The sequence below is a fragment of the Neorhizobium sp. PAMB6716 genome, assembly GCF_058242805.1.
The window spans coordinates 1,268,110-1,293,580 of sequence record NZ_JBZAYW010000002.1 but is presented as its reverse complement, the minus strand read 5'-3'; the positions used below and the strand labels follow the sequence as shown (position 1 = coordinate 1,293,580).

Sequence of the window (25,471 nt, the reverse complement as noted above, 5' to 3'; positions counted from 1 at the left end):
TCGGACGGCGCGATGCGTGAAATTACCAGGCGTCCCCTCAAGGGCAGACGGCTCGCTTTGTGCAAGCGAGCGAATTACTGTTAACTTCACATCATTGAGCGTTACAAATCACTATTTGTATCAATCGCGCTGCCATTTGGTGCGGCAACGACGAGATTGATGCCGCGCGCGCGCAGCCGCTCGATGGTGCGCGGCGGCGTGGCGCTATCGACGATGACGACGTCGAATTCATCCAGCGATCCCATGGCATGCAGAGCGCGCCGCTCGAACTTGGTATGGTCGACCAGCAGGATACGGCGCGAGGCACATTCGAACATGGCCCGCTTGATATCCACCATGTCGGGTGACTGGTGAAACAGCATGTCCTCGCTGATGGCGGATACGGAGAGAAACACCTGATCGGGGCGCAGGCGCCGGATCTCGTTGGTGGTCACGGGCCCCATGAAGGCATTACACCAGTTCTGGAACTGCCCGCCAAGACAGAGCAGCGTCAGATCGCGCACTTCGCGCAGCGCATTGATCATCGTGATGGAATTGGTAATGGCCGTCAGCGGCACGCGGGCTGAGAGATGCGGCACCATCTGCAGCACAGTGGTGGAATCATCAAAGAAGATCGCCTGCCCCGGCTGGACGAATTCGGCGGCAGCAGCCGCAATGGCGCGCTTTTCGGCGGCCTGCCTCGTGGAGCGATAGACGTCGCTGGATTCGATGAGGCTTGTCGGTGCAGCCGAGACGATGCCGCGTGTCTTGCGCAGCAGGCCGCGGCTGACCAGTTCATCGAGATCGCGGTGGGCGGTCATCAGGCTGATGCCGAAGCGTTCGGTCAGATCCTCGATGCGCATCGTGCCTTCAGCCATCACGGCTTCGGCCATCAACTGCCTTCGAGCGATCTGGCGGGCCTGGCGGCTGTCGCTGGAAATCTCCTCGCCCATCAGGCGCTCGAGAGGACGTTCCTGTTGGTCGCGCATGCTCATTGCCCACATCTCCCGGAGAACCGCGCGCCCTGATGAACGCACATCCCCATGGCTCCGGTCTGTTGCACCACCGCTCGCCCGTGGCGAACATCGGCATGCCATGCGCGCCGCTGGTGCAATCGACATCTAGCACGTCTTCAGCCGGGCGCCACCGGTTGGCGTGGTCTTCCACGCAAAGAAAGAACCTTAAATCGCAAAAGGTCGGGGCCGCAGCAAAGTGCGGCCCCGATGGATGGTAACGGATTACTGCGACAGGGTGAACGGACCGGTGTACTTGGCAACGTTATCCTTGGTGATCAGCAGGCAATCGAACAGCTGCTTTTCGGTGGCAGCGCCGGTCTTGCCCGTCTTGATGAAGGAATCGGCCTGCTTGACGGCTTCTGCCGAGAAGACGGCAACCGGCTGGAGGACCGTATACTGCATCTCGCCGGACTTGATGGCGGCAACAGCATCCGGCGAACCGTCGAAGCCGCCGACCTTGACCTTGTCGAGCTTGCCGGCTTCCTTCAGCGCAGCAATCGCACCCAGCGCCATTTCGTCATTGCCGGCAATCACGCCGTTGATGTTCGGATTGGCCTGAAGCAGGGACTGCATCTTCTGGTAGCCCTGGGTACGATCCCAGTTGGCCACTTCCTTGCCGACCTTCTTCATATCAGGATACTGGGTGATGACGGTTTCATAACCGTTGGAGCGGGTGGCGGCATTGTTGTCTGCCGGGTTGCCGAACAGTTCGACATAGGTGCCCTTGTCACCGACCATAGAAATCCAGGTTTCGGCGCCGAGTGCTGCCCCTTGCGCGTTGTTGGAAACGAGCTGTGCCTTGGCAAGGCCTTCCTGGTTGATCTCGGCATTGACGAGAATGACCGGAATACCGGCAGCAACGGCCTTCTTCACTGCGCCGACGGAACCATCGGCATTGGCCGGATCGAGGATGATGGCCGCCGACTTGTTGGTGATCGCCGTATCGATGAGCGTCGATTCGGTGTTGGTGTCACCCTTGTGTGCAGCGACATTGGCCTTGTAACCAAGGCCTTCGGCCGTCTTCTTGGCGACTTCGCCTTCGGTGCGCCAGTAGGGGTTGGCCGGATCCGTCACGATGATGGAGATGAGGCCATCTGCCATCGCAGCTGTCGTCATAAGGCCTGTCGCCACGGCGGCAAGCATGAATTTCTGAAAGGATTTCAACATCGTCTACTCCCATTGGAATGTTGCAGTTTTCGCCTCTTCAGGCATCCTTTCCGCGGTACCCTCCCAGATAGGCCTTGGCGGACAAGTTCTTGGACGTCAGCTCTTGGCGGAGCGAGAGCCGTACTGAATTGTGTTCATGAGGACGGCGAGCACGATAACCGACCCGGTAAAGACCGTTTGCCAGTAGGACGAGACGCCGATGATGACGAGGCCATCGGAGAGGAAACCGATGACGAAGGCGCCGAGCATGGTGCCGCGCACCGTGCCACGACCGCCGGTAAGCGCGGCCCCGCCAACCACGACCGCAGCAATCGCCGTCAGCTCGTAGGTGCTGCCAGCCGTCGGGCCAGCAGACGTCAGCTGTGACGACAGCACGAGCCCGGCCACGGCCGACAGGATGCCGGAGAGCGTATAGACAGTGATCTTGACGCGCTTGACCGGCACGCCGGAGAGGTCTGCCGCCCGCTCGTTGCCGCCGGATGCATAAAGCCAGCGACCAAAGGCCGAGCGTGCAAGCATCAGGCCGGCCAAGAGGGCGATCACGGTTAGAACGATGACGGAGATCGGCACGCCGGCCAAACGGTTGAAGCCCAGCCAGTCGAAACCGGTATTGCCAAGCTCGGGACGGCCCGACAGGTTGTTGTAGGTGAGGCCATTGGTCTGCAGAAGCGCGATACCGCGCGCCACATACATGACGCCAAGCGTTGCAACAAAGGCCGGCACGCGGAACCAGGCGACCAGTATGCCGTTGATCGCACCGACAAAAGCCCCGAACACGCAGGTCAGCACCACCACGGCCCAGACCGGCGGATAGAGGATCACACCGAAGGGCGACAGTTCCACGCCCTGCATCAGGGCACCGGCCACGACCCCGCACAGCGCCAGGATCGATCCCACCGACAGGTCAATGCCGCCGTTCAGGATCACCAGCAACATGCCGATGGCCAGAATGCCGTAAATGGCCACATGCGAGGCCATGATGAGAAAATTGGCGACGGTGAAATAGTTCGGCGACAGGTAGGAAAACACCGCAATGATGATGATCAGGGCGAAAAAGGCACGCCCCTCCAAAAGGAGTTGGCCAATGTTGACGCGGCTCACTTTGTCGGTTTTGGCGGATGCGGCCTTGGGTGCGGTGGTTTGGTTCATGGTCTGGAATTCCCCAATTGACGGCATCAGGCAGCCACGGACTCGCCGGAGGCGGCCATGATCTTTTCCTTGGTGACGCTCGAATCGAACTCGGCCGAGATGCGGCCCTTGTGCATGACGATGATGCGGTGTGCGACCGACAGGCACTCGCTGACTTCGGAGGTGGAAAACACCACCGCCAGGCCGGTGCGCGCACGCTCCGCCAGAAGCTTGAACACTTCCGCCTTGGCGCCGATATCGATGCCGCGCGATGGCTCGTCGAGCAGGAGCACGGTCGGATCGGTCGCCAGCATCTTGCCGATGACCACCTTCTGCTGGTTGCCACCCGACAGCGAGCCGATGGGCGCGCTACCGCCAGACGTCTTCACGGTCACCTTGCGGATGGTATCGGCAATCAGCGACTGCTCGATCCGCCGGCTGGTAAAGAGGCCGCGGGTGAAATTCATGATCGAGGCAAGCGACATGTTTTCCCCGACGCTCATGGTCTGCACCAGGCCATCACGCTGGCGGTCTTCCGGCACGAGCGCCAGACCGCAGGCAATGCGATCGGCAATCGATAGCGACGAGATTTCCTCGCCCTCCAGAAAGATCCGGCCCGATTTTGGCTTGAGGCGGCCGGCAAGCGTTTCCAGAAGCTCGGTGCGCCCGGCCCCCATCAGCCCGTAGATGCAGACGATCTCGCCAGCCTTCACATCGAGCGACAGGCGGTCCACCAGATTGAAGCCGGCATTGGGATCGGCAACCGTCAGGTCCACCACCGAAAGCGCGGTTTCGCCGAAGGCATAACCTGATGGAGGGGAGCCGAGATCATAATGTTCGCCCACCATGTTGCGCACGATCCATTCCAGATCGATGTCGGCGCGCGGCGCATAAGCGGTCATGGTGCCATCGCGCAAAACCACGGCATGATCGGTGATTTCGAGCGCTTCTTCGAGATGATGCGAGATATAAACGATCGATACGCCCTTGGCGGTCAGATCCCGAATAACCTTGAACAGAACCTCGACTTCGGCGGCAGAAAGTGCCGAGGTCGGTTCGTCCATGATCAGGATGCGGCTGTCGATGGAAAGCGCGCGGGCAATTTCGACGATCTGCTGCTGGCCAAGACGCAGGTCTTCGACGGGCGTCAGCGGATCGATGTCTTCTTCCAGCTCTTCGAGCAGAAGCCGCACCTGGCGCTCTTCCTCGACAAAATCGACGCCGGTGGCGCCCGGGATCTCGCGGCCCATGAACACATTGTCGCGCACGGACAAATTGGGGGCCAGGCTGAGTTCCTGGTGGATGATCGAAATGCCGTGGTCACGCGCATCGGTCGACGAGATAAAGTTCATCCCCTCGCCATCCAGCACGATTTCACCTGATGTCGGCTGAACGACGCCAGACAGGATCTTCATCAGCGTCGACTTGCCCGCACCATTTTCGCCGAACAGCGTGGTGACCTGGCCATAACGGATATCGAAATTCACGCCCTTCAGGGCATGGATGCTGCCATAGGATTTGGCGATGTTGTGCGCCGACAGCACGACATCGCCGCGGCGGGGGCCTTGCGTCTCTGGCGCGCTCATTTCACATCCACCTTCACCGGCGTGACCATCCAGTTCTTCGGATTGACGAGGCGAAAGGCGCCGACGACATCAACCGTCTTGCCCGTAAGCGCGGAGGTATCGATCGGGTCGAGGACCGAGGCTTTCATGGCGCGGTTGATGGCCGAGCCGGCATCCTGGTATTCGATCTGGTTCTTGAACGAGCCGAAAGCGATATCGCCCGGCGCATCGCGCAGGTCCGTGCCGTTGATGGCGGGTCCGGTCTGCATGCGTAGCTTGATATCGGTGGGCATGCCGGCAACGCTGACATCATAGATGCCGGACTTGCCTTCGCCGACGACGCCCGAAAATTTGACCATCATCACCGTGCCGGTGGTGGAAGCCGTGCCGTATTTTTTGCCGGCAGCGGCCTTGTCGGCAAGCACTTCCGGCGCGATCGTCACGGCGTCGACGGCCTTTTGCAGCACCACGGACTGGACGCGCGGAAATTCCTTGGCGCCAAACGTATCGGGTGAAAACGCCTGCTGGCGCACATCCGCTTCCGATCCGACATGGACAACCGTCGTGTCGAGCACGATGGCGCACAGAACCAGCAGGCCGGCACCCACGAGGACAACACCTGTGCGCTTCGACTTTTGCTTTGCTTTGCGCGCACGCAGGGCGGCGGATGAAGATTGGAGGGTGCTCATGAGGCGGCCTCGCTTTTCGCACGATGTTCAATGGGAGTGGAAAGGAACGGGATAGCAGCCCGAAACCGGGTCTCCCCGATCGGCGGCAAACGCGTGCAGCGCACGGCGTATAGCAGCATGGTCTCCTCCCATTCCTGATCGCAGCAGCACCATCCTCCAGGCCCCGCGATCGCTCCATATCACTACGCTATATTCGCGTTATATCGCCCGTCAAGTGTGTTATGTTGAAGATGAGTTCTTTTTAGGTCACCGCTCACGCAGAGGTGAGATTCTCCACAGGATCGATTGGAAATTTTCCGCCCCAGGTGGCGTTCCGGGCGAGTTTCAGCATTCCTGCACAAGCCGGACGGGCTCTTTCACAAAGCAACCCGCTAGACTGGCCTTACCAACCGCACCTGAATCAATATATTGCTTTTAAAGCACAATATGGAAATAATCCTAGCTCCGCACCACAATCTTCGGGTACTGGTGAGCGAGAATTCCGGCGCAGAAGACTGCCGCGCGTCGCAAGACAACACCAAGCCGGTCTTGGCCTTCAAGTTCTCAACATAGCTGAAAAAAATTTCCCTGTCTGCAAAAAAAATCATTTTGATTGTTATCATTGTGATATGTATTATTGGCTTGCGAGCGATCCGGATCCGGAGGGTCAGGCATGTCCTGAAAGGGTGCGCCGGCATCGCGCGGAGGAGGAAGCTGCATGAAGACTATCGCCAAGACGCCGTCGTCCGCCCGCATCCATGCGAAGGTTCATGGTGTGCGCCATGCGTGATGTCATCATCGGCATCGATGCCGGCACCTCGGTCATCAAGGCGGTGGCCTTTGATCTGGCGGGTCGGCAGATCTCGTCCTCCAGCGTGCCCAACAGCTATCTGTCCAGTTCCGATGGATCCGCGACGCAGCCGCTCGACAGGACCTGGGCCGATTGCACACGGGCGCTGCGCGGTCTTGGCGAGCAGGTTGCCGATCTTGCCCGTCGGACGGCAGCGATTGCCGTGACCGCACAGGGTGACGGCACATGGCTTGTCGGCCGCGATAAGCGGCCCGTTGGCGATGCCTGGCTGTGGCTTGATGCCCGCGCGGCCCCGACCGTTGGTATGCTTGCCGCAAAGGCTGAGAACCGGGCGCGTTTCGAACTGACGGGCACCGGGCTCAACACCTGCCAGCAGGGTGCGCAGATGGCGCATATGGACCGGTTTTTCCCAGAGCTTCTCGATACTGCCGATGTGGCCCTCCATTGCAAGGATTGGCTTTATCTCAATCTCACGGGCGTGCGCGCTACCGATCCGTCGGAGGCAAGTTTTACCTTCGGGAATTTCCGCACGCGGCGTTATGAGGACCAGGTGTTTGACGCGCTGGGTCTTGGTCACCGCCGCCATCTTCTGCCTGAGATCGTCGAGGGCACGCAGACGCTCAATCCGCTGACCGCGTCTGCTGCAGAACAGTCGGGCCTGCTGGAGGGCACGCCGGTGTGCCTGGGTTACGTGGACATGGTGATGACGGCTCTTGGCGCCGGCGTTTATGGTGGAACCGGCGATACCGCCTGCTCCATCGTCGGTTCAACCGGCGTCCACATGCGCGCAACCCATATCGATGGCGTACACCTGAACGCCGAAGGCACCGGCTATGTCATGGCGCTCCCCGTACCGGATATGGTCGTGCAGGCCCAAACCAATATGGCGGCCACCCTCAATCTCGACTGGGTTTTGAGCCTTGGCGCCGATCTGCTGCGCGAGATGGGACAGGAGATGACGCCACGCGACCTGATGGGGCGTATCGAAGGCTGGCTTGAAAAGTCCACGCCCGGCCAGATCGCCTACCATCCCTATATTTCCGAGGCCGGCGAGCGCGGGCCTTTCGTGAATGCGCAGGCCCGCGCCGGTTTCATCGGCTTGTCAGTCGGTCATCGTTATCCGGATCTGGTGCGCGCCGTGGTCGAGGGTCTCGGCATGGCGATGCGTGATTGTTATGCGGCGATGGGCGGTTTGCCTTCCGAACTGCGCCTCAGCGGCGGTGCTGCGCGCTCAAGGGGCTTGCGCGCCGTTCTCTCAGCCGCGATCAATGCCCCGGTCCGCGTCTCCGATCGTGAAGAGGCGGGCGCTGCGGGTGCAGCCATGATGGCAGCCGTCGCCATCGGCGCCTATCCCGACATGGACGCCTGCGTTGGCGAATGGGTGACGCCGCTGCTTGCTGCACCGGAGGCCCCGAACGCAGACCTTTCCGCCACCTACGACCGGCTGTTTCCCGCTTTCCAATCCGCGCGTCAGGCGCTGGTTCCCGCCTGGACGAAACTGGCGGCGGCCCGCGATGCGACATTTCAGAGGAAAAAGACATGAGCACGCAAACACAGACGATCGACCTGTTCGTCATCGGCGGCGGCATCAATGGCGCCGGCATGGCGCGCGATGCGGCCGGCCGGGGTCTGAAAGTGGTGCTGTGCGAGAAGGACGATCTGGCCGAAGGCACGTCCTCGCGCTCCGGCAAGCTGGTGCATGGCGGCCTGCGTTATCTCGAATATTACGAATTTCGTCTTGTGCGCGAGGCGCTGATCGAGCGCGAGGTGCTGCTGAAGGCTGCCCCGCACATCATCTGGCCGATGCGCTTCGTTCTGCCGCATAGTCCTGAAGACCGCCCGGCCTGGCTGGTGCGGCTTGGCCTCTTTCTCTACGATCATCTCGGCGGCCGCAAGAAACTGCCGGGCACTCGCACGCTGGATCTTGCCCGCGATCCGGAAGGCGCGCCGATCCTCGACACCTACACCAAGGGGTTTGAATATTCCGACTGCTGGGTGGACGATGCGCGCCTTGTGGTGCTGAACGCCGTCGATGCCGCCGAAAAGGGCTGCGAGGTGCTGACCCGCACGGCAGCCGTCACCGCACGACGCGAAGACGGCGCCTGGTCCATCACCACGAAAAATGTCGTGACCGGCGAGATCCGCCAGTTCCGCGCCCGCTGCATCGCCAATTGCGCCGGCCCCTGGGTGTCAGACATTATCGGCCGGGTCGCCGGCTCCAATTCGTCGCGCAATGTGCGGCTCGTCAAGGGCAGCCATATCATCGTGCCGAAGTGGTGGGTGGGGCCGCAGGCCTATCTGGTGCAGAACCACGACAAGCGGGTGATCTTCATCAACCCTTACGAGGGCGACAAGGCGCTGATCGGCACCACCGACATTGCCTATGAGGGCCGCGCCGAAGAGGTAAGTGCCGACGAGCGGGAAATCGAATATCTCCTGTCTGCCGTGAACCGCTACTTCAAGGAAAAGCTCCGCCGTAGCGATGTGCTGCACACGTTTTCCGGCGTGCGTCCGCTGTTTGACGATGGCAAGGGCAATCCGTCCGCCGTCACCCGCGATTATGTCTTCGATCTCGACGAGACGGGCGGCGCGCCGCTTCTTAATGTCTTCGGCGGCAAGATCACCACGTTCCGCGAGCTTGCCGAGCGCGGCATGCAGAAGCTGACCCAGGTGTTTCCCACCATGGGGGGCAACTGGACGGAAACGGCACCGCTTCCCGGCGGCGACATGCCGAATGCCGATTACGAGACATTTGCCAATAGCTTGCGTGATCTCTATCCGTGGATGCCGCGCGCGCTGCTTCAGCATTACGGCCGCCTTTACGGCACGCGTACGCGCCAGATCGCCGGCACGGCAGACAGTCTTGCCGCCTTGGGCCGCCATTTCGGCGGCCAGCTTTACGAGGCGGAGGTGCGTTATCTCGTCCAGTCCGAATGGGCCCGCACCGCCAAGGACGTGCTCTTCCGCCGCACGAAACATTACCTGCACTTGACTGAGGCCGAACAGGCCGCCTTTACCGCCTGGTTTGACGACGCAAACCTGGCAAGCGCCGCCTGAGAGACTGGAGTTCTAAGATGCCGCTGACCCTTTCGCTCAACACCAACCCACTGGTGAACCGGTTTGCCGAGCCCGCCGATCTCATCGAGACCGTGGCGCGTGACCTTAAAATCCGCGACCTGCAGTTGACGCATGAGTTCATCAACCCGAGCTGGCCGGCGCCTGTCATCCGCCGCCTGACGCGGGAGATGAATGCTGCCCTCAAACGCACCGGCGTGCGCGTCACCAGCGGCATGACCGGCCCCTATGGCCGCCTCAACCATTTCGGCCATCCGGATGCGGATGTGCGGCGCTATTATGTCGACTGGTTCAAGACCTTTGCCGATATCACCGCCGATCTCGGCGGCACGTCCGTCGGCACGCAGTTTGCGATCTTCACCTACAGGGATTTCGATGATCCGGCCCGCCGCGAAGAGCTGATAAACATCGCCATCGACTGCTGGGCCGAGGTCGCAGAGCATGCCAAGGGTGCCGGCCTCTCCTTCCTGTTCTGGGAACCAATGAGCGTCGGGCGCGAATTTGGCGAAACGATTGCCGGCTGTCTTCAATTGCAAGATCGGCTGACGGCAGCCGATATGGCGATCCCCATGTGGATGATGGCCGATATCGACCACGGCGATGTCACCTCATCGAACCCCGATGATTTCGATCCTTACGCCTGGGCGCGTGCTGTGCCAAAAGTCTCGCCGATCATCCACATCAAGCAGAGCCTGATGGACAAGGGCGGCCACCGGCCGTTCACCGCCGAGTTCAATGCCAAAGGCCGCATTCACCCCGAGCCGCTGCTCGAAGCCTTTGCGCAAGGCGGGGCAAAGGACAACGAAATCTGCCTTGAACTTTCCTTCAAGGAACGCGATCCGAACGACCGGCAGGTGATTTCCCAGATTGCCGAAAGCATTGCCTTCTGGGCACCCCATATCAATAGCGGCATTGAGGACCTGCATATCTGATCCAATCTGGTCAGACAGGGGCTCTTGCATGACACGGCGCAGAGGGCGCATTGCAGGGAATCTTTTTTGACCGGACATGCATGACGACAGACAGCAGCAGAAGGAAGCGCAATGGCCCGCCGCAGTGACAGCGATCCCGAAGAAAGCCTCGCGATCCGCGCCGCCTGGCTGCATTACGCCGGCGGACTGACGCAGGCCGCCGTTGCCAAACGCCTCGGCGTACCCTCGGTCAAGGCGCACCGGCTGATTGCACGCGCGGTGGCCGATGGCGTCGTCAAGGTTTCGATCGATGGCGCCATCGTCGAATGCGTCGAACTGGAAGCGGCACTTTGCGACCGCTATGGCCTTGATTTCTGCGAGGTGGCGCCGGATCTGGGCGAGGACGGTCTTCCGCTTCGCGCGCTTGGCCTTGCCGGCTCGAGCTTTCTGCGCCGTACGATCGAGGGTGGCGATTATAATGTCATCGGCCTTGGCCACGGCCGCACGCTGGCGGCAGCCGTGCGCCAGATGCCGCGCTTTGAGGCAACCGGTGTCCGTTTCGTGTCGCTGCTTGGCGGGCTCACCCGCAACTACGCCGCAAACCCGCATGACGTGATGTATAATCTGGCTGAAAAGACGGGATCGCAATCCTATGTGATGCCGGTGCCCTTTTTCGCCAATTCCGCCGAGGATCGCGAAATCCTGCTCGCCCAGCGCGGCGTGCGGGAAATCTTTGACATGTCGAACAGTGCAGGCCTCAAAATCGTCGGCATCGGAACGGCCGACGCCAGCGCCCAGCTTGTCGCCTCCGGCATGATCGAGCGGCGCGAAATCGCCGAAATCACCGCCGTCGGCGCGGTCGGCGAAATGCTCGGCCACTTCTTCGATGGCGATGGCCGCGTGCTGGAAACGACGCTCAGCGCCCGCACGCTGTCGGTCGATCTCGAAACGCCTGAGCACACCCGCATCGTGGCGATTGCCGGCGGCTTGCAGAAGCTCGCCTCGATCCGCGCTGTCCTGCGCAGCCGCCGCCTCAAGGGCCTGATTACCGACGAACCGACCGCCCGCGCACTGGTGAGCTGACAAGAGGCGACACCGGCACCCCTGAAGATAGCAACCGAACAACCGGAATGACAAAAATGACCAAGCCGCATGTGTGGATCGGCACCAGCTGGAAGATGAACAAGACGCTGGCAGAGGCGAAAACCTTTGCCGAGGGACTGAAGACGGCCGATGCGGTGCGTGATCCGCGCATCCAGCGTTTTGTCATTCCGCCGTTTACCGCCGTTCGCGAAGTGAAGGCCATGCTTGCCGAGACCTCCGTGAAGGTCGGCGCGCAGAACATGCACTGGGCCGATGACGGCGCCTGGACCGGCGAGGTCTCAGCCCCGATGCTGAAGGATTGCAACCTCGACATCGTCGAGCTTGGCCATTCCGAGCGACGCGAGCATTTTGGCGAAACCGACGAGACGGTGGGCCTGAAGACACAAGCCGCGGTGCGACACGGCCTCATCCCGCTCATCTGCATCGGCGAAACGCTGGCCGAGCGTGAAGCCGGTGCGGCGCGCACGGTTCTCGAAACGCAGGTTCGCGGCGCACTCGGCAAGCTTGCCGGGTCAGAAACGGAGGCCGAAATCCTCTTTGCCTATGAACCGGTCTGGGCGATCGGCGTCAATGGCATTCCGGCCACCTCCGATTATGCCGATGCCCGACAGGCCGAAATCATTGCAGTCGCAGAAGAGGTGTTGGGCCGCAAGGTGCCCTGCCTCTATGGCGGCTCCGTCAATCCGGACAATTGCGAAGAGCTTATCACCTGCCCGCATATCGACGGGCTGTTCATCGGGCGTTCCGCCTGGAATGTCGAAGGTTATCTCGACATTCTCTCGCGCTGCGCCGCCAAACTTTAACCAGGGAGAAACATCATGAAGATTGCAGTTGCAGGCGACAGCGCCGGAGAAGGCCTTGCCAAGATTTTGGCCGATCACCTGAAGGGCACCCACGAGGTGTCGGAGATATCGCGCACCGATGCCGGCGCCGATGCGTTCTACGCCACCCTGTCTGACCGCGTGGCAAACGAGGTTCTGGCGGGAAAATACGAGCGCGCCATCCTCGTCTGCGGCACCGGCATCGGCGTGTGCATTTCCGCCAACAAGGTGCCGGGCATCCGCGCAGCACTGACGCATGACACCTATTCGGCCGAGCGGGCAGCGCTTTCCAACAATGCGCAGATCATCACCATGGGCGCCCGCGTCATCGGCTCGGAACTGGCAAAAGCCATCGCCGACGCTTATCTGGCGCAGACCTTTGACGAAAACGGCCGCTCCGCCTCCAACGTGCAGGCGATCAACGACGTGGACGCCAAGTACCACTCGAATTGAACGACCGGGAGGCGCAACAGCGCCTCCCCTTCGGTCTTCCGCAGCTTGACCGCATGATCTCGCTTGTCACGAGGGTGGTCCACCATGACGGCCAGTATGGCGTTCTGATCTTATGGCTTACGCTGGCGCGCATGCCTGCAAACTTCCTCCACCTGCGATCACTCCTGCGATCCCTGCTGCAATCATTGCCGCAGTTCCTCGCCAATATTGACACCGCAGCCGCAGCGACGGATGAAGAGACAATTGCGGGCCGGGTGGATATTGGGAGAAAAACACCATGACGAAAATCCTTGATCAGGCTGAAGGTTTTGCCAGCACGGCACTTGCAGGTTTTGCCAAGGTCTACCGGCGTTATGTTCATCTGGTGCGCGGCGGTGTGGTGCGTGCAACAGCCGTTCCGGACGGCAAGGTTTCCGTCATCGTCGGTGGCGGCTCCGGCCATTATCCGGCCTTTGCGGGATATGTCGGGCCGGGCCTTGCCGATGCGGCGGTGGCCGGCGAAATCTTTGCCTCCCCCTCGACCGCGGGTATCACGCGCGTCTGCCGCGCCGCCCACTTTGGCGGCGGCATTCTGCTCGGCTTTGGCAATTACGCCGGCGACGTTTTGAATTTTGGCGTGGCCGCTGCCCGGCTGCGGGCGGAAGGCATCGACGTGCGCATCGTCGAGGTGACCGATGATGTCGCAAGCGCTCCATCAGACAGTATCGAAAAGCGCCGCGGCATTGCAGGCGATGTCACCGTCTTCAAGATCGCTGGGGCCGCCGCCGAGGCGGGCCTTTCGCTCGATGAGGTGGAGCGGCTGGCGCGAAAGGCCAATGCTCACACATTTTCCTTCGGTGTTGCCTTTGGCGGCTGCACGCTTCCCGGCGCAAAAGAACCGTTGTTTACCGTGCCGAAGGGGCAGATGGCGCTCGGCCTTGGCATCCATGGCGAGCCCGGAATCGAGGAGCGCCCGCTTGCTTCTGCCTCCGAGCTTGGCGCTCTCATGGTGGAGACGCTTCTCACGGAAAAGCCGCCGGGTGCCACGCGCGCCGCCGTGCTCCTGAACGGCCTTGGCGCCACCAAATATGAAGAGCTTTTCGTTCTCTGGAACGTCGTTGCCGAACAGCTGGACGCGGCCGGCATTACGGTTGTCGGTGAAGACGTGGGCGAGCTGGTTACCAGTCTGGACATGCAGGGTTGCTCGCTGACGCTGATGTGGCTGGACGAGGAGCTGGAACGGTTTTGGCTTTCGCCCTGCGATACCCCGGCCTTTCGCCGTGGAGTGATCGCAGCCGGTGAGGCAACGCCGGCGATTGCCATGGAAGATACGCCCACATCCCTGGTGGAGCCTGCCACGCCCGCCTCTCAGGCCAGTGCCGCCTGCCTTGAACGCGCCTTCGAGCGCCTGCTGCAGACCGTGATCGACGCCGAGGCGGATCTTGGCGCGCTCGATGCAAAAGCCGGCGACGGCGACCATGGGCAAGGCATGCGGCGCGGCGCAACGGCGGGGCACGAGGCCCTTCGCGCAGCCGTCAAGGCCGGCGCCGGATCAGCCTCTGCCCTTGCCGCTGCCGCCGATGCCTGGGCAGATCGTGCCGGTGGCACATCGGGTGTCATCTGGGGTCTTCTGCTCAGATCGTGGAGCCAGGCATTTTCCAACGATTTAGCGATATCGCCGGACATGGTGGTGCGCGGTGCGCGTCTGGCGCTGGATGACGTGATGCAGTTGGGCGGTGCAAAACCCGGCGACAAGACACTGGTCGATGCACTGGCGCCCTTCGTCGAAACGCTGGAACGAGAGTATGCCGCAACGGGCGCGCTGCCCTTAGCCTGGCAGAATGCCACGGCTGCCGCAGAGACAGCGGCAACAGCCACCGCTGCGATGCGCCCCCGCCTTGGCCGCGCCCGCCCATTGGCCGAGCGCAGCATCGGCCATGCGGATCCCGGCGCAACGTCGCTGGCCCTTATCGCCAGATCGCTTGCGGACCATGTGGGCGAAATCCGGCAGGCTTGAAATGACCGTCGGTCGCATCGAAACCCCGCATTGGGGTTTCTGTCGTCCTGCCCGTCAGATGGCGGATCGTCCGCCGGCGCGGATCATGGAAAAATAGTCGTCATTCCCCACCTGTCCGCCCTTCAGGGCAATCTCCAGTCCGTCCACCGGACCGCCATGCGCCACGCAAAGCGGCGAACCGGGCGTCTGCGGCAGAGGCAGTTTCAGGGTCAGTGCCGCAATGCCCATCTCGCCGAGCGCATGGCTTGACGTATCACCACCGGCGACAACCGCGCGGGAAAGCCCGGCGCGGGTAACCAGTTCCACCTGGATGCGCCCCAGCGCCCGGCCAAGGCGATGGCGCGCCTCCGTAGCGTGATCCAGCTCTGCCCCCTTGTCGGCCGAGGGGCCAAGGGCTGTGTAAACCACGACGCTTCTGCCTTGCTGCAGCGATGACAGCCCGGCTGCCACAGCCTTGCCGATCTCGATCTCACTTTCCTCACCGGACAGAGCAAGCGGATCGAGCGAGACGCCGTCAAATCCGTTCGACAGCGCGTGACGGATCTGCCGCTCGGTGGTTGGCGATACGCTGCCGGAAACAACCGCCAGCCGATCGACAGCACCGGGGGCGGCAAAGACCGGTTTTTCGCCAATCTCTCCCGCCTCAACCCACGCCTTCACCAGCGCATATTCCACCCCCGACGAACCACAGACAAATGGGGAGGTCGCGCGAAAATCGTTCCACAACAGGCGGCCGGCGGCGGCCTGCGTTGCCGCATCGAACACATCGATCAGCAGCATATCTGCCTTTTCCGGCGCATCGCCCGCCAGCAGTGCCACATTATCCAGATGGGCCGCCGAAAGCGTCGTCTGGCGCGCCAGATGCCGCAGAAGATTGGCCTCGTCCATTGGCGTTACCGGATGGCGGGACATGACCGGATGCCGGTCGATGCGATAATTGCGGCCCTGATAGGCGGCAAAGAGTTCGCCAAAGGCCGTGTAGCGGCGGATCTGTGGGGCGCCCACCACAAGCGGCACGGTCTCGACACCGAACACCGATCTACCGATCTCGATGGCCCGGCCGATATTGCCGATATGGGCGGCGGAATCGAAGGTCGAGCAGACCTTGTAGTGGCAAAGCTCGGCGTCCAGCGTCTTCAGCCATTGAAATGCGGCGCGCAGATGCGTGTCCATCCAGTCCGGCGTCTGGCTGCGGCTGGTGCCGGCAAGGCCAAAGGCCCGCGCGCCTGAAAAGCGCTGCATCAGGGCGTCATCCGGCTGCGTCAGGAAGAGAACCGTTTCAACGCCGTTGGAGGCGAGCGCCTCCATGACATCGGTGGAGCCGGTAAAATCATCGCCATAATAGGAAATCAGCGGTCGCGCCATCGGCTCAGGCCGCCTTGCCGTCGGAGAATTTTTCGATGGATTGGGCAAGTTCGGGATGGTCTTTTGCGTAGACCGGCAGCGGAATCCCCGCCACCGCGGCCTCCCACGCCTGCCGCACGGCGCGCACACCGGCGCCGGGGCCACCGGGATGGCTAACGATGCCGCCGCCGCAGAGATAGAGAAGATCCGTCGAGCCGCCGCTGACGGCAATCGTATCGGGCGCCTGCCCACCCCATTGGCCCGACCCAATGACGGGCAGCACGACATCCTTTTGTGAAAACAGCGGCGTCGTAACCGCCTGGTAGGAGCGCGCGAAACTTTCGTCCGGCTCCCAGTATTTGACGCGGATGCCATTGATCTGAAACTGATCAACGCCGAGCAGGCGCCAGAACTGCTGATAGACGGAAAACTCGAAGCCTAAGCCTTCATGGCGTGTCAAAACATCCCAGCCGTTGCGATGGGCATGCAGCACAAGGCCGGAGCGTTTGCGCAGGAAGGCAAGGCCTCCAAAACCGATCGAATGGATGTTGATGACGGCGCAATTGCCGCCGGCTTCAAGCACCATATCGTGGTTGCGCATCATCTCGTCGGGATCGGCATGGCTGATCCCGAAGGCATACATGACCTTTTTGCCGGTCTTCTGCTCGTGATCGAGAATACGCGGCATGATCGCTGCGATCCGGTCCTTCAGCGGCGAATAGGCCGGGCTCATCAGCTTTTCATCGTCCTTGATGAAATCGACGTCCGCCTCGATCAGTTCGCCCACCATCTCCGCCGTTTCGTGCGGGCGAAGGCCAAGCGCCGGCTTGACGATGGTGCCGATGATCGGCCGGCCGGTGACGCCCGTCAGAGCAAGGCTTCCAGACACGCCGAACTGTGGTCCCAAATGGGCTGCGGCAAATTCCGGCGGCAGCTGCATGTCGACAATGCGGATGCCGGTCATCCCCTTGATCGAAAACACGCCGCCAATCGCAATCGTCATCAGCGCGGACAAATCAGTGCCCACCGCATCGAGCGGAAACTCGATATCGACATCGGCGCGGTTGAAATGCGTCGCGCCCGCCGCTTCACTCGGAAACGAGGCATGGCGGCTTGGCGCCAAGGGGCGGATGGCAGTGACGCGGGCTGCGACGCGGGCTTTCAGCTCCTCGGTTTCCCCGGGAAGGGCCACAAACGTGCCCGTCGACTGGTCGCTGGCAATCTTCGCGCCCATGGCCTCCACCGAGCCTGATGTTTCGATGCGATAGGTCAAACGGATCACGTCATCCTCCTCCACTGCCGGGGCAGCGCGCTTGTCATATTGGCTCAACTGGTATAATGAGTATTTATGTTATTGCAAGCGCGTGCGCCAGAAAGCCGTTGCGCATAAAGGCTCAGATGTTATTCAGAAGCGTTGAAATCAGGTGATCCATGAGCATCGTTTCCGAACCCATCCTGCGCCGCAAGATCGCTGACGAAGTCTTTGCCAGGCTCAAGTTTCTGATCGAAAACGGCGAGCTGCGCGCTGGCGATGAAATGCCCTCCGAGCGCGAGCTGATGGAGCGTTACGGCGTGGGCCGCCCGGCCATTCGCGAAGCCATGCAGGCGCTGGCGAGCAAGGGGCTGGTGGAAATCTCGCAAGGCGAGCGGGCCAAGGTGTTGCGCATCACCGCCGAATCCATCATCCGGCAGGTCGATCTTCCGGCAAAGCTGATGCTGTCGGGTTCGGAAGATTCGCTGGAGCACCTGAAAAGCGCCCGTATCTTTTTCGAGCGCGGCATGGTGCGCGAGGCCGCAGCACGGGCGACCCCCGAGCAGATCTCTGAGCTGGAGGCGGTGCTCGAGCGGCAGGTGCAGAACCTGGGCAATGCCGATGCCTTCATCGAAGCGGACATGGATTTTCACCAGTGCATCGCAAAGATTTCCGGCAATCCGATCTATGTCGCTGTCAGCGGTGCCATGCTCGGCTGGCTGAAAGCCTATCATTCCGAAATGCTGATCTGGACGGGGCGTGAGAATTTCACCCTGACCGAGCATGAGGAAATCATTCGGGCGATCGAGTCCGGCGATTCCGAGCTTGCCGAACAGGCGATGATCAAGCACCTGGAACGCTCGCGCGCGCTTTATGCCCTGAAGAACCGCAAATAGGCGCTGGCCTCACGGCGAAAGCCAGCGCAGTTGCGCAACGGCATAGGGGGCGAGAACGAGCACCCCACCGGCAAACGGCGTGGGCGAAAGGCCGTGAGCGGCCGCGTTGTTCATGGTGTTCTCGTCCAGCATGGAAAGCTGCACCGCGCGCGGAAGACCAAGCTTGCCAAGATCCACCGACACCGCGCCCGGCGTCACGTTGACCAGCAGCAAGGCGGCGTGACCGATCCTCTCTTTGGCTGCAAGGCCAAACACGGCGCGGGACGAGCCTGTATCAACGGCCTGCGCGCTCCAGCCCGCCATGCCGGCCAGCATTTCCACGCTGCGACCGACCGGCCGCACCGTTCCAGGCGGCACCGGCTCCCCCTCCCCAGCGAGCAGGCCGAAATGTCCGGTCAATGCCGAAAGCGTCAACTGCTCCAGTCTTGCAGAGGCAAAGGCCGCCGCATATCCGGCCGCAAAGGCTGCACCGAACAGTCCGTTGTGGCGCGGATCGCGGTTGGCCATGGCAATCCGCCGCCCGTCCGGATTGTCCATGGTGCGGCTGCCATAGGGGTTCTGGCGCATGGCAAGCGTGGATGGCCCGACGCGGTAAGGCCTGTCGCCATAGATGGCGCGCAGGGATCTGCCGATGAAGGGCAGCGCCTCCAGCGTTTCCATGACGCTTGCATCATCGGCCGCATGGACAATCGGATTGGTGGCGTGGCTGACGAAATCCAGCCTGTCCGCGGGCACGCGCTTGCGATTGATTTCGGTGAAATAGCTCAGCATGCCGCCGCCGAGGCGAACGGTGGGGAACGCAGCCGCTGCCGCCGCATAGACATCCGCAAGCGGCGGGCAATCCGGCCAGCGACTGCCCGGCGGCGTCGACTGCCGGTCAACGGAGGGGGAGACGATGATCGCATCGAGCCGCAGCCCGGCCTCGCCGACAAGGCTTGCAATCTCCGCCAGCTCCTCCGCTACCGGACGCTGGCAGGGGAGCGCGATCTCCAGGCTGGTGGTGCCGGAAAACGACGCGGCAAGCGCTGCAAAATCCTGCAATGCCGCACGCCCGTGCCCTGCACCCGGATCAAAATGCAAAATGAGTGCCGAGGCGCCGAAATGGCCGATTGCCGAAAGTGCCGTTCTGGTCGCGCGCGCCTCTTCCGGCGTCACGACGAGACCGATATCCGGCAGGCGGCCCAGATCCTCGCCCCAGGTGAGGGTGACGGGCTTGTCGCCTTCGTGTTGAACAGGCGGTTTTTGCGCCCGACGATCGGACACGGTGAGCGAAATTGTCTGCGCCACGCCTTCCCCAGAACCGATCTCATAAGGCCACGGCAAAGCCAGCGGTCGTACATAGGTCTTGTAGGAGGCATCCGACCAGTTTCGCTGGTCCTCCATCTCGAACGTGTCGCCTTCCATGCGGCATTCAGCGTCAACGCCTGGCATGACCTGATGGGTAAGCGTGCGAATGTCTTGAAACGGCTGCCATGGCGCGATGCGGTCGGGAAAGACGGCATCCTCCACCGACCCATCCACATGCTCCACCTTGACCGGTGTGCCGGCGACACCGACAATCGGATGCAGAACGCAGAAACCGCAGCGATTGGTTTCAAACCCGGTGTCCGTCTCGGCCTCTGCCCTGAAGACCAGGCTGCCCGTGGCCGACAGGGTGATTGCCGCACGGAGAAAAAGCCGGCTTTGACCCGGCCCCTCGCAAAGGGCGCGGTAGGTGACGACGGTTTCCGTCTCTCCCTCCTCCACCGTCAGATCGGTGATGTCAGGACTATAGGTACCCCAGTCGCGGTCGCGCACCACAAAAGCGATGGCGCGCAAAACCTCGACGCCGTCATAGGAAATCGCCCGCAGCCCGCCGGCCACAAACCGTGCCGTCATTCGTCCGGCCCGCAGAAGCCGAGACACGGGTTCTTGAAGGCGCGTGCCAAAAAGCCGGAAGGCGCGATCGTCTGTCTCCTGCGCCGTCATGTGAGAAGCGGCCCGATGGCAACGGTCTGACCGGAGGCTGCACTTTGATAAGCGGCCTCGACCAGAGCAAAGGTCTTCAGGTTATCGGCGCCAGATGTCGAAGTCTCGGCGCCCGCCTTCAGCGCATCCACCCAATGCTGCTGGATGAGAAGCACGCTTTCCTGGATGTTGTGCCAAGGGCGCGAGGCAAAGGAGAGGAGTGCGGGCGACACATCGGTGACTGTCGTGCCCTTGGCGTTCGTGACCGTCAGGCCATAGCCCTTCGTCAGGCGCAGCGAGCCCTCGTCGCCATCCAGTTCGATCAGCGTTTCGGGAAACGGTTCGCTCTCCTGGCGCGTCGCATAGCTGACATCGACAATGGAGGTCGCGCCATTGTCATGATCAAGAAGAATGGTCGCGACGTCCTCGCCCTTGATCTTTGGGTTGATGCGGCGTGTCCGTGCGGTCAGCGACCGCACGTCGCCCAGGATAAAGCGGGCGATATCCAGCGTGTGGATGCCGAGATCCTCGATGATGAAGCGCGGCGTTTCAGCCAGATAGGGCTGGGCTGCAAACACGTCAAAGCCGGAGCGGAACGAGAAGCGCCCCCAGAAGGGCGTGCCGATGGCGCCTTCCTCCAGCACCTTGCGCACCGCCTGGATCGGCGTCTGCCAGCGGAAATTCTCATGGATCATCAGGGGAATACCGGCAGCGTCGGCCGCCGCCACCATGGCCTTTGCATCGGCAAGCGTCGGCGCAAAGGGTTTTTGGCAGATGGCCGGCACCTTGTGGGCGGCTGCCATCTCGACCAGCGCCCGGTGGCTCTGGACGGTGGTGGCGATATCGACGAAATCAAACCCGCCATCGGCAAACAGGGCGGCTGCATCCGTGTAGCGGCGGGCAATGCCGAACTGATCGCCGACGAGACGCAGACGCTCCGGATCCCGGTCGCAGATCGCGACGATCCCGGCGCCTTCCACCTCACGCCAGCAATGCATCTGGTTGACGGCGAAAAACCCGCACCCGATGAGGGCACCTTGAAACTCTGCCATGTCCGCTTATCCCTGCTTCGTCATCTGCATCAGTGTCACGCGGGCCTGAAGCTTGCGCTGCGCCTGATCGACCACCACGGCGATGATGATGACAAGTCCCTTGATGACCATTTGCCAGAAGGACGAGACCCCCATCATCACCAGCCCGTCCGACAGGATACCGATGACGAAGGCGCCGACAATGGTGCCGCCGATCGTGCCGCGCCCGCCGGACATGGACGTGCCGCCGAGAACGGCTGCGGCAATGGCGTTGAGTTCAAGGTTCGTGCCGGTTGCCGGATGGGCGGCCATCAGTTCCGACGAGATGACAAGCCCGACCAGCGCCGCACAGAAGCCGGAAAACATGTAGACAAACATTTTTACCCGGTCGACGCGGATGCCGGACATGCGCGAGGCTCGTTCATTGCCGCCAACGGCAAAGATATGGCGCCCGAGCGGTACGAAACGAGCGAAATAGGCAGCTCCCAGCGCTACCACGACCAGCATCCAGATCGAGACGGGAATGCCGAGCCAGGTGCCGGAACCGAAGATCGCATAACCGGTATTACCAAGCTCCGGCCGGCCAGCAAGATTGGGCAAGGTCTGGCCATCGGAAAACAGAAGGGCAGCACCCCGCGCCACATAAAGCATGCCAAGCGTTGCGATGAAGGGGGCCACGTTGAGGCGCGTGATCAACAGCCCGTTCAGTGCCCCGATGACGATGCCGACCACCGTGACGATGACGGCCACTTCCAGAATGTTGAAATAGACCGTGTAGCCCATCGGCAGGTCGATGCCGTTGAGGATGAGGCCGCCGGCAATCATGCCGCAGAGCCCGACAATCGAGCCCACCGACAGATCGATGCCGCCGGTGACGATGACGAAGGTCATGCCGATGGCGAGAAACGCGTTCTGCGTGGCGTGTTTCGACATCAGGATCATGTTGGCCGTCGACAGAAAGTTCGGCGCAAAGATCGAGAAAAAGAGGATGACCGCAAGAAGCGCGATAAAGGTTCGAAGCTTCATCACGGTCAGCAGCAGCGAGCCGCTGTCTGCGGGCCGGGTCTCTGCCATCGGGGTCACTGTTGTCATCGTGCAGAAATCCTTTTGGTCTTGTGGCCCTCGGCGGAGGCTTTGACGATGCGGTCTTCGGTTGCCTCGGCCCTGTCCATGATGGCGACCAGCTTGCCGCTGCTCATCACTGCAATCCGGTCGGAAAGCGCCATGACCTCATCGAGGTCGGAGGTGGAAAACAAGATGGCAAGGCCATCGCCGGCAAGCTTGCGCATGGTGCGAAACACATCGGCCTTGGCACCGACATCGATGCCGCGGCTCGGCTCGTCCATCAGCAGCACTTTTGGCCCGGTCATCAGCGCCTTGCCGATCACCACCTTCTGCTGGTTGCCGCCCGACATCGAGGTAACCTCGAAGGCGGGATTGCGTGCCTTGATCGACAGGCTGCGGATGGCGTCTGCCACCGCCGCACTCTCACGCTTGCGATCGATATGGAAGCCGAAGCGAACCATGCGGCCAAGGCTTGCCAGCGACAGGTTCTCGGCAATCGACAGGCACTGCACCAGCCCCTCGCGCTGCCGGTCTTCCGGAATGAGCGCAATGCCACGCGCAATGCGACCGGTCGGATCGCGCTCCAGAAGCTCCTGCCCGTCAAGCGTGATGCGGCCGCGCGCATGGGCATGCCGGCCGATGATGCATTCGAAAAGTTCGCTGCGCCCGGCGCCCATCAGGCCATAGATGCCAAGGATCTCGCCTTTGCGCACGCAAAGCGACACATGATCGACGGAAAGGCCGCCGGTTGGACGCGCAAGCGTGATATCCTCCAGCCGCAGGACTTCCGGCCCCAGCGTGTGGTTGACATCCTTGGCAAAGTCCTTGGCATCCGAGCCGATCATCGAACGGACGATCCAGGCGGTGTCGATGTCCTTCACCATGGCAGCGCCGGTGATCTGGCCGTCCTTCAGCACGGTGATGTAATCGCCGATCCGCATCAACTCTTCCAGCCGGTGCGAGATGTAGACGATGGCAACGCCTTGCGCCTTCAGTTCCGCAATCACCCGAAACAGCACGTCGACTTCGGCAGCGCTCAGCGCCGAAGTCGGTTCGTCGAGGATCAGGATACGGGTATCGAGTGAGACGGCGCGGGCAATTTCCACCAGCTGCTGCTGGCCGATGGGCAGATCCTCCACCAGCGTATCGGCGGTGATGCCCGCTTCCAGCCGGTCGAGAAATTCATTGGCCTTTGCCACCTGCGCCTTGTGATCGATGCCGCGCAGGCCGCGCGTCAGCTCGCGCGTGGCAAAGATGTTTTCCGCCACGCTCAGATTGCCAAACAGGTTCAGTTCCTGAAAGACGATACCAATGCCGTGGCGCACCGCATCGGCCGGCGATGACAGATGGATGCGGCTGTCGCCCATCCAGATCTCGCCAAGTGTCGGCTGCTCGACACCGGCGATGATGCGCATCATCGTCGATTTTCCGGCGCCGTTTTCGCCGACCAGCACATTGACCGCGCCGCGCCGCAGCTTGAGGTCAGCCTTTTTGAGAGCCACGATGCCCGAATAGGCCTTGGTCACATCGCGCAGTTCAAGGATGACATCATCATCAGCTGCCATGGCCATGTCAGCCTCCAACCGTGATCGTTGCCGGCACGAACTGCGGCAGTTCTCCGGCAGGCGGCTGCGGAAAGGCGCCGAGCGCCTCGATCTTCTTTCCGACCAGCCCGTCGCGCGGCAGCTTTTCCAGCACCGTCGCATTCACATGGGTGTTGAAGGATTTGCCATATTGCGCCCAGTCGATCTGGTTCTTGAAGGCGTTGAAGTTGACGAAGCCGAGACTGTCGCGCAGCGCGGTTCCCCGAATGGCCGGACCGATGGCAACACGCACATCCGGCTTGCCATCCCCGTTCACATCCACCTCCACAGAGGCGGCGCGGGATTTGGTTTCGGCGGTCACGATGGTTCCCTTCACCGTTGCCACATAGGTCCAGGGAGCGTTGCCCTCCTTTTCCTTGTGGCCGAATTGCTTAGCCGCGGCATCGGGATTGGAGGTGATCAGGGCCATCACGTCTTCGAACGCGCCGGCGCGCTGCTTCATGTAAGGCAGAACTTCGGCGTCCCAGGCGCCGGCCACCATCTTGTCCGGATCGAACGCACTGGCAGCGGCCTGCGCCTGCTGGTCAGCCGTCTTGACGAATTTGCAGCCGGTCACCGCAAGACAAAAAGCGGCAAGGACAACGGCGGTACGCATCTGCGACATGGAATTTCTCCGCTCATGGACTGCCGCGGCGGAACCGACCGTGGTTCCGCCGCCGCCTTGTCGATCAGCTCACTGGCTGAGCGCGAAGGTCTCGAGCTTCTTGGCATTGTCGGCAGTGATGAGAATGCAATCCATCAGCCGCTTTTCATCTGCCGGCTTCTTGCCGGTCTTGATGAATTCGTGTGCCTGTTCCACGGCAAGCTGCGCCTGCGCATAGGCGGGCTGCATGACGGTTGCCTTAATGCCGCCGGCGAGAATGGAATCACGCACGTCATTGGATCCATCGAAACCAACGACGATCACATCCTTGCGGCCAGCCGCCTGAAGGGCTGCAATCGCACCCATCGCCATCGTGTCATTGCCGGCAATGACGCCCTTGATGTTCGGATTGGCCTGCAGAATGGTTTCCATCTTGGAATAACCTTCCGTCTGGCTCCAGTTGGCCGACTGCTGCGAGACCATCTTCATCTCCGGATAGTCGTCGATGACGTCATGATAGCCCTTGGAGCGGATGCCTGCATTCAGGTCGGCCTCGCGGCCCAGCAACTCGACATAATTGCCCTTTTCGCCCATCAGCTTGACGAACTGTTCGGCACCGAGCTGCGCACCCTGGTAATTGTTCGAGACGATCTGCGACACGGCAACGCCGGTGGCATTGATCTCACGGTCGATCAGGAAGGAGGGAACGCCCGCATCCTTGGCCTTCTGGACGGCGGCAATCGAGGCTTCCGAGCCTGCATTGTCGAGAATGATGGCCTTGGCACCACGGCCGATGGCCGTATCGATCAGCTGCGACTGCTTGTTGGCATCATCATCATGCACCAGAACCAGCGTCTCGTAGCCAAGCTCCTTGGCCTTTTTTTCAGCGCCAACGGCTTCGGCCTTAAAGAAGGGATTGTCATGCGACGGCGTGATGATGGCAATCAGATCCGCGGCAAAGGCCGGCATTGCGGTGGCTGCCGCAAGTGTCGCGCCAAGGGCGGCAAGGGTAAGCCTGCGAGTAAGTTTCATGTTATCCTCCCAATGAAACCGTT

Annotated in this window: 22 protein-coding genes; 9 read left to right on the top strand and 13 right to left on the bottom strand. The window is 61.7% G+C overall.

Annotated features, from left to right (window positions below; genetic code table 11):
* Nucleotides 1-101: 101 nt before the first annotated feature.
* From AC4CWH_RS24500 to AC4CWH_RS24480, 5 genes are all read right to left on the bottom strand, one after another.
* The gene (locus tag AC4CWH_RS24500; protein WP_491287760.1) at nt 102-968 is read right to left on the bottom strand and encodes a DeoR/GlpR family DNA-binding transcription regulator; all 867 of its coding nucleotides are present in this window, start codon (nt 966-968) and stop codon (nt 102-104) included.
* 249 nt (nt 969-1,217) lie between these two features.
* Nucleotides 1,218-2,138, bottom strand: a complete 921-nt coding sequence (locus AC4CWH_RS24495; RefSeq protein WP_491287761.1) for a D-ribose ABC transporter substrate-binding protein — start codon at nt 2,136-2,138, stop codon at nt 1,218-1,220.
* Nucleotides 2,139-2,258: 120 nt separating this feature from the next.
* Nucleotides 2,259-3,311, bottom strand: a complete 1,053-nt coding sequence (locus AC4CWH_RS24490) for an ABC transporter permease (RefSeq protein WP_491285725.1) — start codon at nt 3,309-3,311, stop codon at nt 2,259-2,261.
* Between the two features lie 26 nt (nt 3,312-3,337).
* Nucleotides 3,338-4,876 (bottom strand): sugar ABC transporter ATP-binding protein, encoded by a 1,539-nt coding sequence (locus AC4CWH_RS24485; protein ID WP_491285727.1) that lies wholly within the window; start codon nt 4,874-4,876, stop codon nt 3,338-3,340.
* On the bottom strand, nt 4,873-5,544 hold the full coding sequence (locus AC4CWH_RS24480) for a DUF2291 family protein (RefSeq protein WP_491285729.1): 672 nt from the start codon (nt 5,542-5,544) through the stop codon (nt 4,873-4,875). The genes AC4CWH_RS24485 and AC4CWH_RS24480 overlap by 4 nt, the downstream gene beginning before the upstream one ends.
* A 761-nt stretch (nt 5,545-6,305) precedes the next feature.
* Here AC4CWH_RS24480 and AC4CWH_RS24475 point away from each other — a divergent pair.
* The 8 genes from AC4CWH_RS24475 to AC4CWH_RS24440 all read left to right on the top strand — a co-directional run bounded on the left by AC4CWH_RS24475 (nt 6,306) and on the right by AC4CWH_RS24440 (nt 14,694).
* Complete coding sequence (locus AC4CWH_RS24475) at nt 6,306-7,877, top strand: FGGY-family carbohydrate kinase (protein ID WP_491285731.1); 1,572 nt, start codon at nt 6,306-6,308, stop codon at nt 7,875-7,877.
* A complete protein-coding gene (locus AC4CWH_RS24470) occupies nt 7,874-9,391 on the top strand; it encodes a glycerol-3-phosphate dehydrogenase (protein ID WP_491285733.1) in 1,518 nt (505 codons plus the stop codon). Before AC4CWH_RS24475 ends, AC4CWH_RS24470 begins: the two co-directional genes overlap by 4 nt.
* Before the next feature lie 17 nt (nt 9,392-9,408).
* A complete protein-coding gene (locus tag AC4CWH_RS24465) occupies nt 9,409-10,341 on the top strand; it encodes a sugar phosphate isomerase/epimerase family protein (RefSeq protein ID WP_491285735.1) in 933 nt (310 codons plus the stop codon).
* A gap of 111 nt (nt 10,342-10,452) precedes the next feature.
* Nucleotides 10,453-11,403, top strand: a complete 951-nt coding sequence (locus AC4CWH_RS24460; protein ID WP_491285737.1) for a sugar-binding transcriptional regulator — start codon at nt 10,453-10,455, stop codon at nt 11,401-11,403.
* Between the two features lie 56 nt (nt 11,404-11,459).
* On the top strand, nt 11,460-12,227 hold the full coding sequence (locus AC4CWH_RS24455) for a triose-phosphate isomerase (protein WP_491285739.1): 768 nt from the start codon (nt 11,460-11,462) through the stop codon (nt 12,225-12,227).
* Between the two features lie 15 nt (nt 12,228-12,242).
* Entirely contained in the window at nt 12,243-12,698 is a 456-nt protein-coding gene (derI, locus tag AC4CWH_RS24450; protein ID WP_491285741.1) for a D-erythrulose-4-phosphate isomerase, read from the top strand.
* 53 nt (nt 12,699-12,751) lie between these two features.
* Nucleotides 12,752-12,979, top strand: coding sequence for a hypothetical protein (locus AC4CWH_RS24445; protein ID WP_491285743.1), 228 nt, complete (start codon nt 12,752-12,754; stop codon nt 12,977-12,979).
* Nucleotides 12,976-14,694, top strand: a complete 1,719-nt coding sequence (locus AC4CWH_RS24440; RefSeq protein ID WP_491321789.1) for a dihydroxyacetone kinase family protein — start codon at nt 12,976-12,978, stop codon at nt 14,692-14,694. The genes AC4CWH_RS24445 and AC4CWH_RS24440 overlap by 4 nt, the downstream gene beginning before the upstream one ends.
* A gap of 54 nt (nt 14,695-14,748) precedes the next feature.
* Here the strand turns inward: AC4CWH_RS24440 and AC4CWH_RS24435 are convergent, their stop codons facing one another.
* Together AC4CWH_RS24435 and oiaX are read right to left on the bottom strand one after the other, a co-directional pair.
* Nucleotides 14,749-16,059, bottom strand: coding sequence for a four-carbon acid sugar kinase family protein (locus AC4CWH_RS24435; protein ID WP_491285747.1), 1,311 nt, complete (start codon nt 16,057-16,059; stop codon nt 14,749-14,751).
* Between the two features lie 4 nt (nt 16,060-16,063).
* Complete coding sequence (gene oiaX, locus AC4CWH_RS24430) at nt 16,064-17,320, bottom strand: 3-oxo-isoapionate-4-phosphate decarboxylase OiaX (RefSeq protein ID WP_491285749.1); 1,257 nt, start codon at nt 17,318-17,320, stop codon at nt 16,064-16,066.
* Nucleotides 17,321-17,469: 149 nt separating this feature from the next.
* Between oiaX and AC4CWH_RS24425 the strand changes: the two genes are divergently transcribed.
* Nucleotides 17,470-18,186 carry a transcriptional regulator NanR gene (locus AC4CWH_RS24425; protein WP_491321788.1) on the top strand — a complete coding sequence of 239 codons (717 nt, stop codon included), beginning with the start codon at nt 17,470-17,472 and terminating at the stop codon, nt 18,184-18,186.
* Nucleotides 18,187-18,195: 9 nt separating this feature from the next.
* Here the strand turns inward: AC4CWH_RS24425 and apnL are convergent, their stop codons facing one another.
* The 6 genes from apnL to AC4CWH_RS24395 form a co-directional block, all read right to left on the bottom strand.
* Nucleotides 18,196-20,154: a D-apionate lactonase gene (gene apnL / locus AC4CWH_RS24420; RefSeq protein ID WP_491321787.1), complete on the bottom strand. Its 1,959-nt coding sequence runs from the start codon at nt 20,152-20,154 to the stop codon at nt 18,196-18,198.
* Nucleotides 20,151-21,185 (bottom strand): Gfo/Idh/MocA family protein, encoded by a 1,035-nt coding sequence (locus AC4CWH_RS24415; RefSeq protein WP_491321786.1) that lies wholly within the window; start codon nt 21,183-21,185, stop codon nt 20,151-20,153. Before AC4CWH_RS24415 ends, apnL begins: the two co-directional genes overlap by 4 nt.
* 6 nt (nt 21,186-21,191) lie before the next feature.
* Nucleotides 21,192-22,256 (bottom strand): ABC transporter permease, encoded by a 1,065-nt coding sequence (locus AC4CWH_RS24410; protein ID WP_491321785.1) that lies wholly within the window; start codon nt 22,254-22,256, stop codon nt 21,192-21,194.
* Entirely contained in the window at nt 22,253-23,800 is a 1,548-nt protein-coding gene (locus AC4CWH_RS24405) for a sugar ABC transporter ATP-binding protein (RefSeq protein WP_491321784.1), read from the bottom strand. The genes AC4CWH_RS24410 and AC4CWH_RS24405 overlap by 4 nt, the downstream gene beginning before the upstream one ends.
* 1 nt (nt 23,801) lies before the next feature.
* Nucleotides 23,802-24,437, bottom strand: a complete 636-nt coding sequence (locus AC4CWH_RS24400) for a DUF2291 family protein (RefSeq protein WP_491321783.1) — start codon at nt 24,435-24,437, stop codon at nt 23,802-23,804.
* 69 nt (nt 24,438-24,506) lie between these two features.
* Entirely contained in the window at nt 24,507-25,448 is a 942-nt protein-coding gene (locus AC4CWH_RS24395) for a D-ribose ABC transporter substrate-binding protein (protein ID WP_491285765.1), read from the bottom strand.
* Nucleotides 25,449-25,471: the final 23 nt, after the last annotated feature.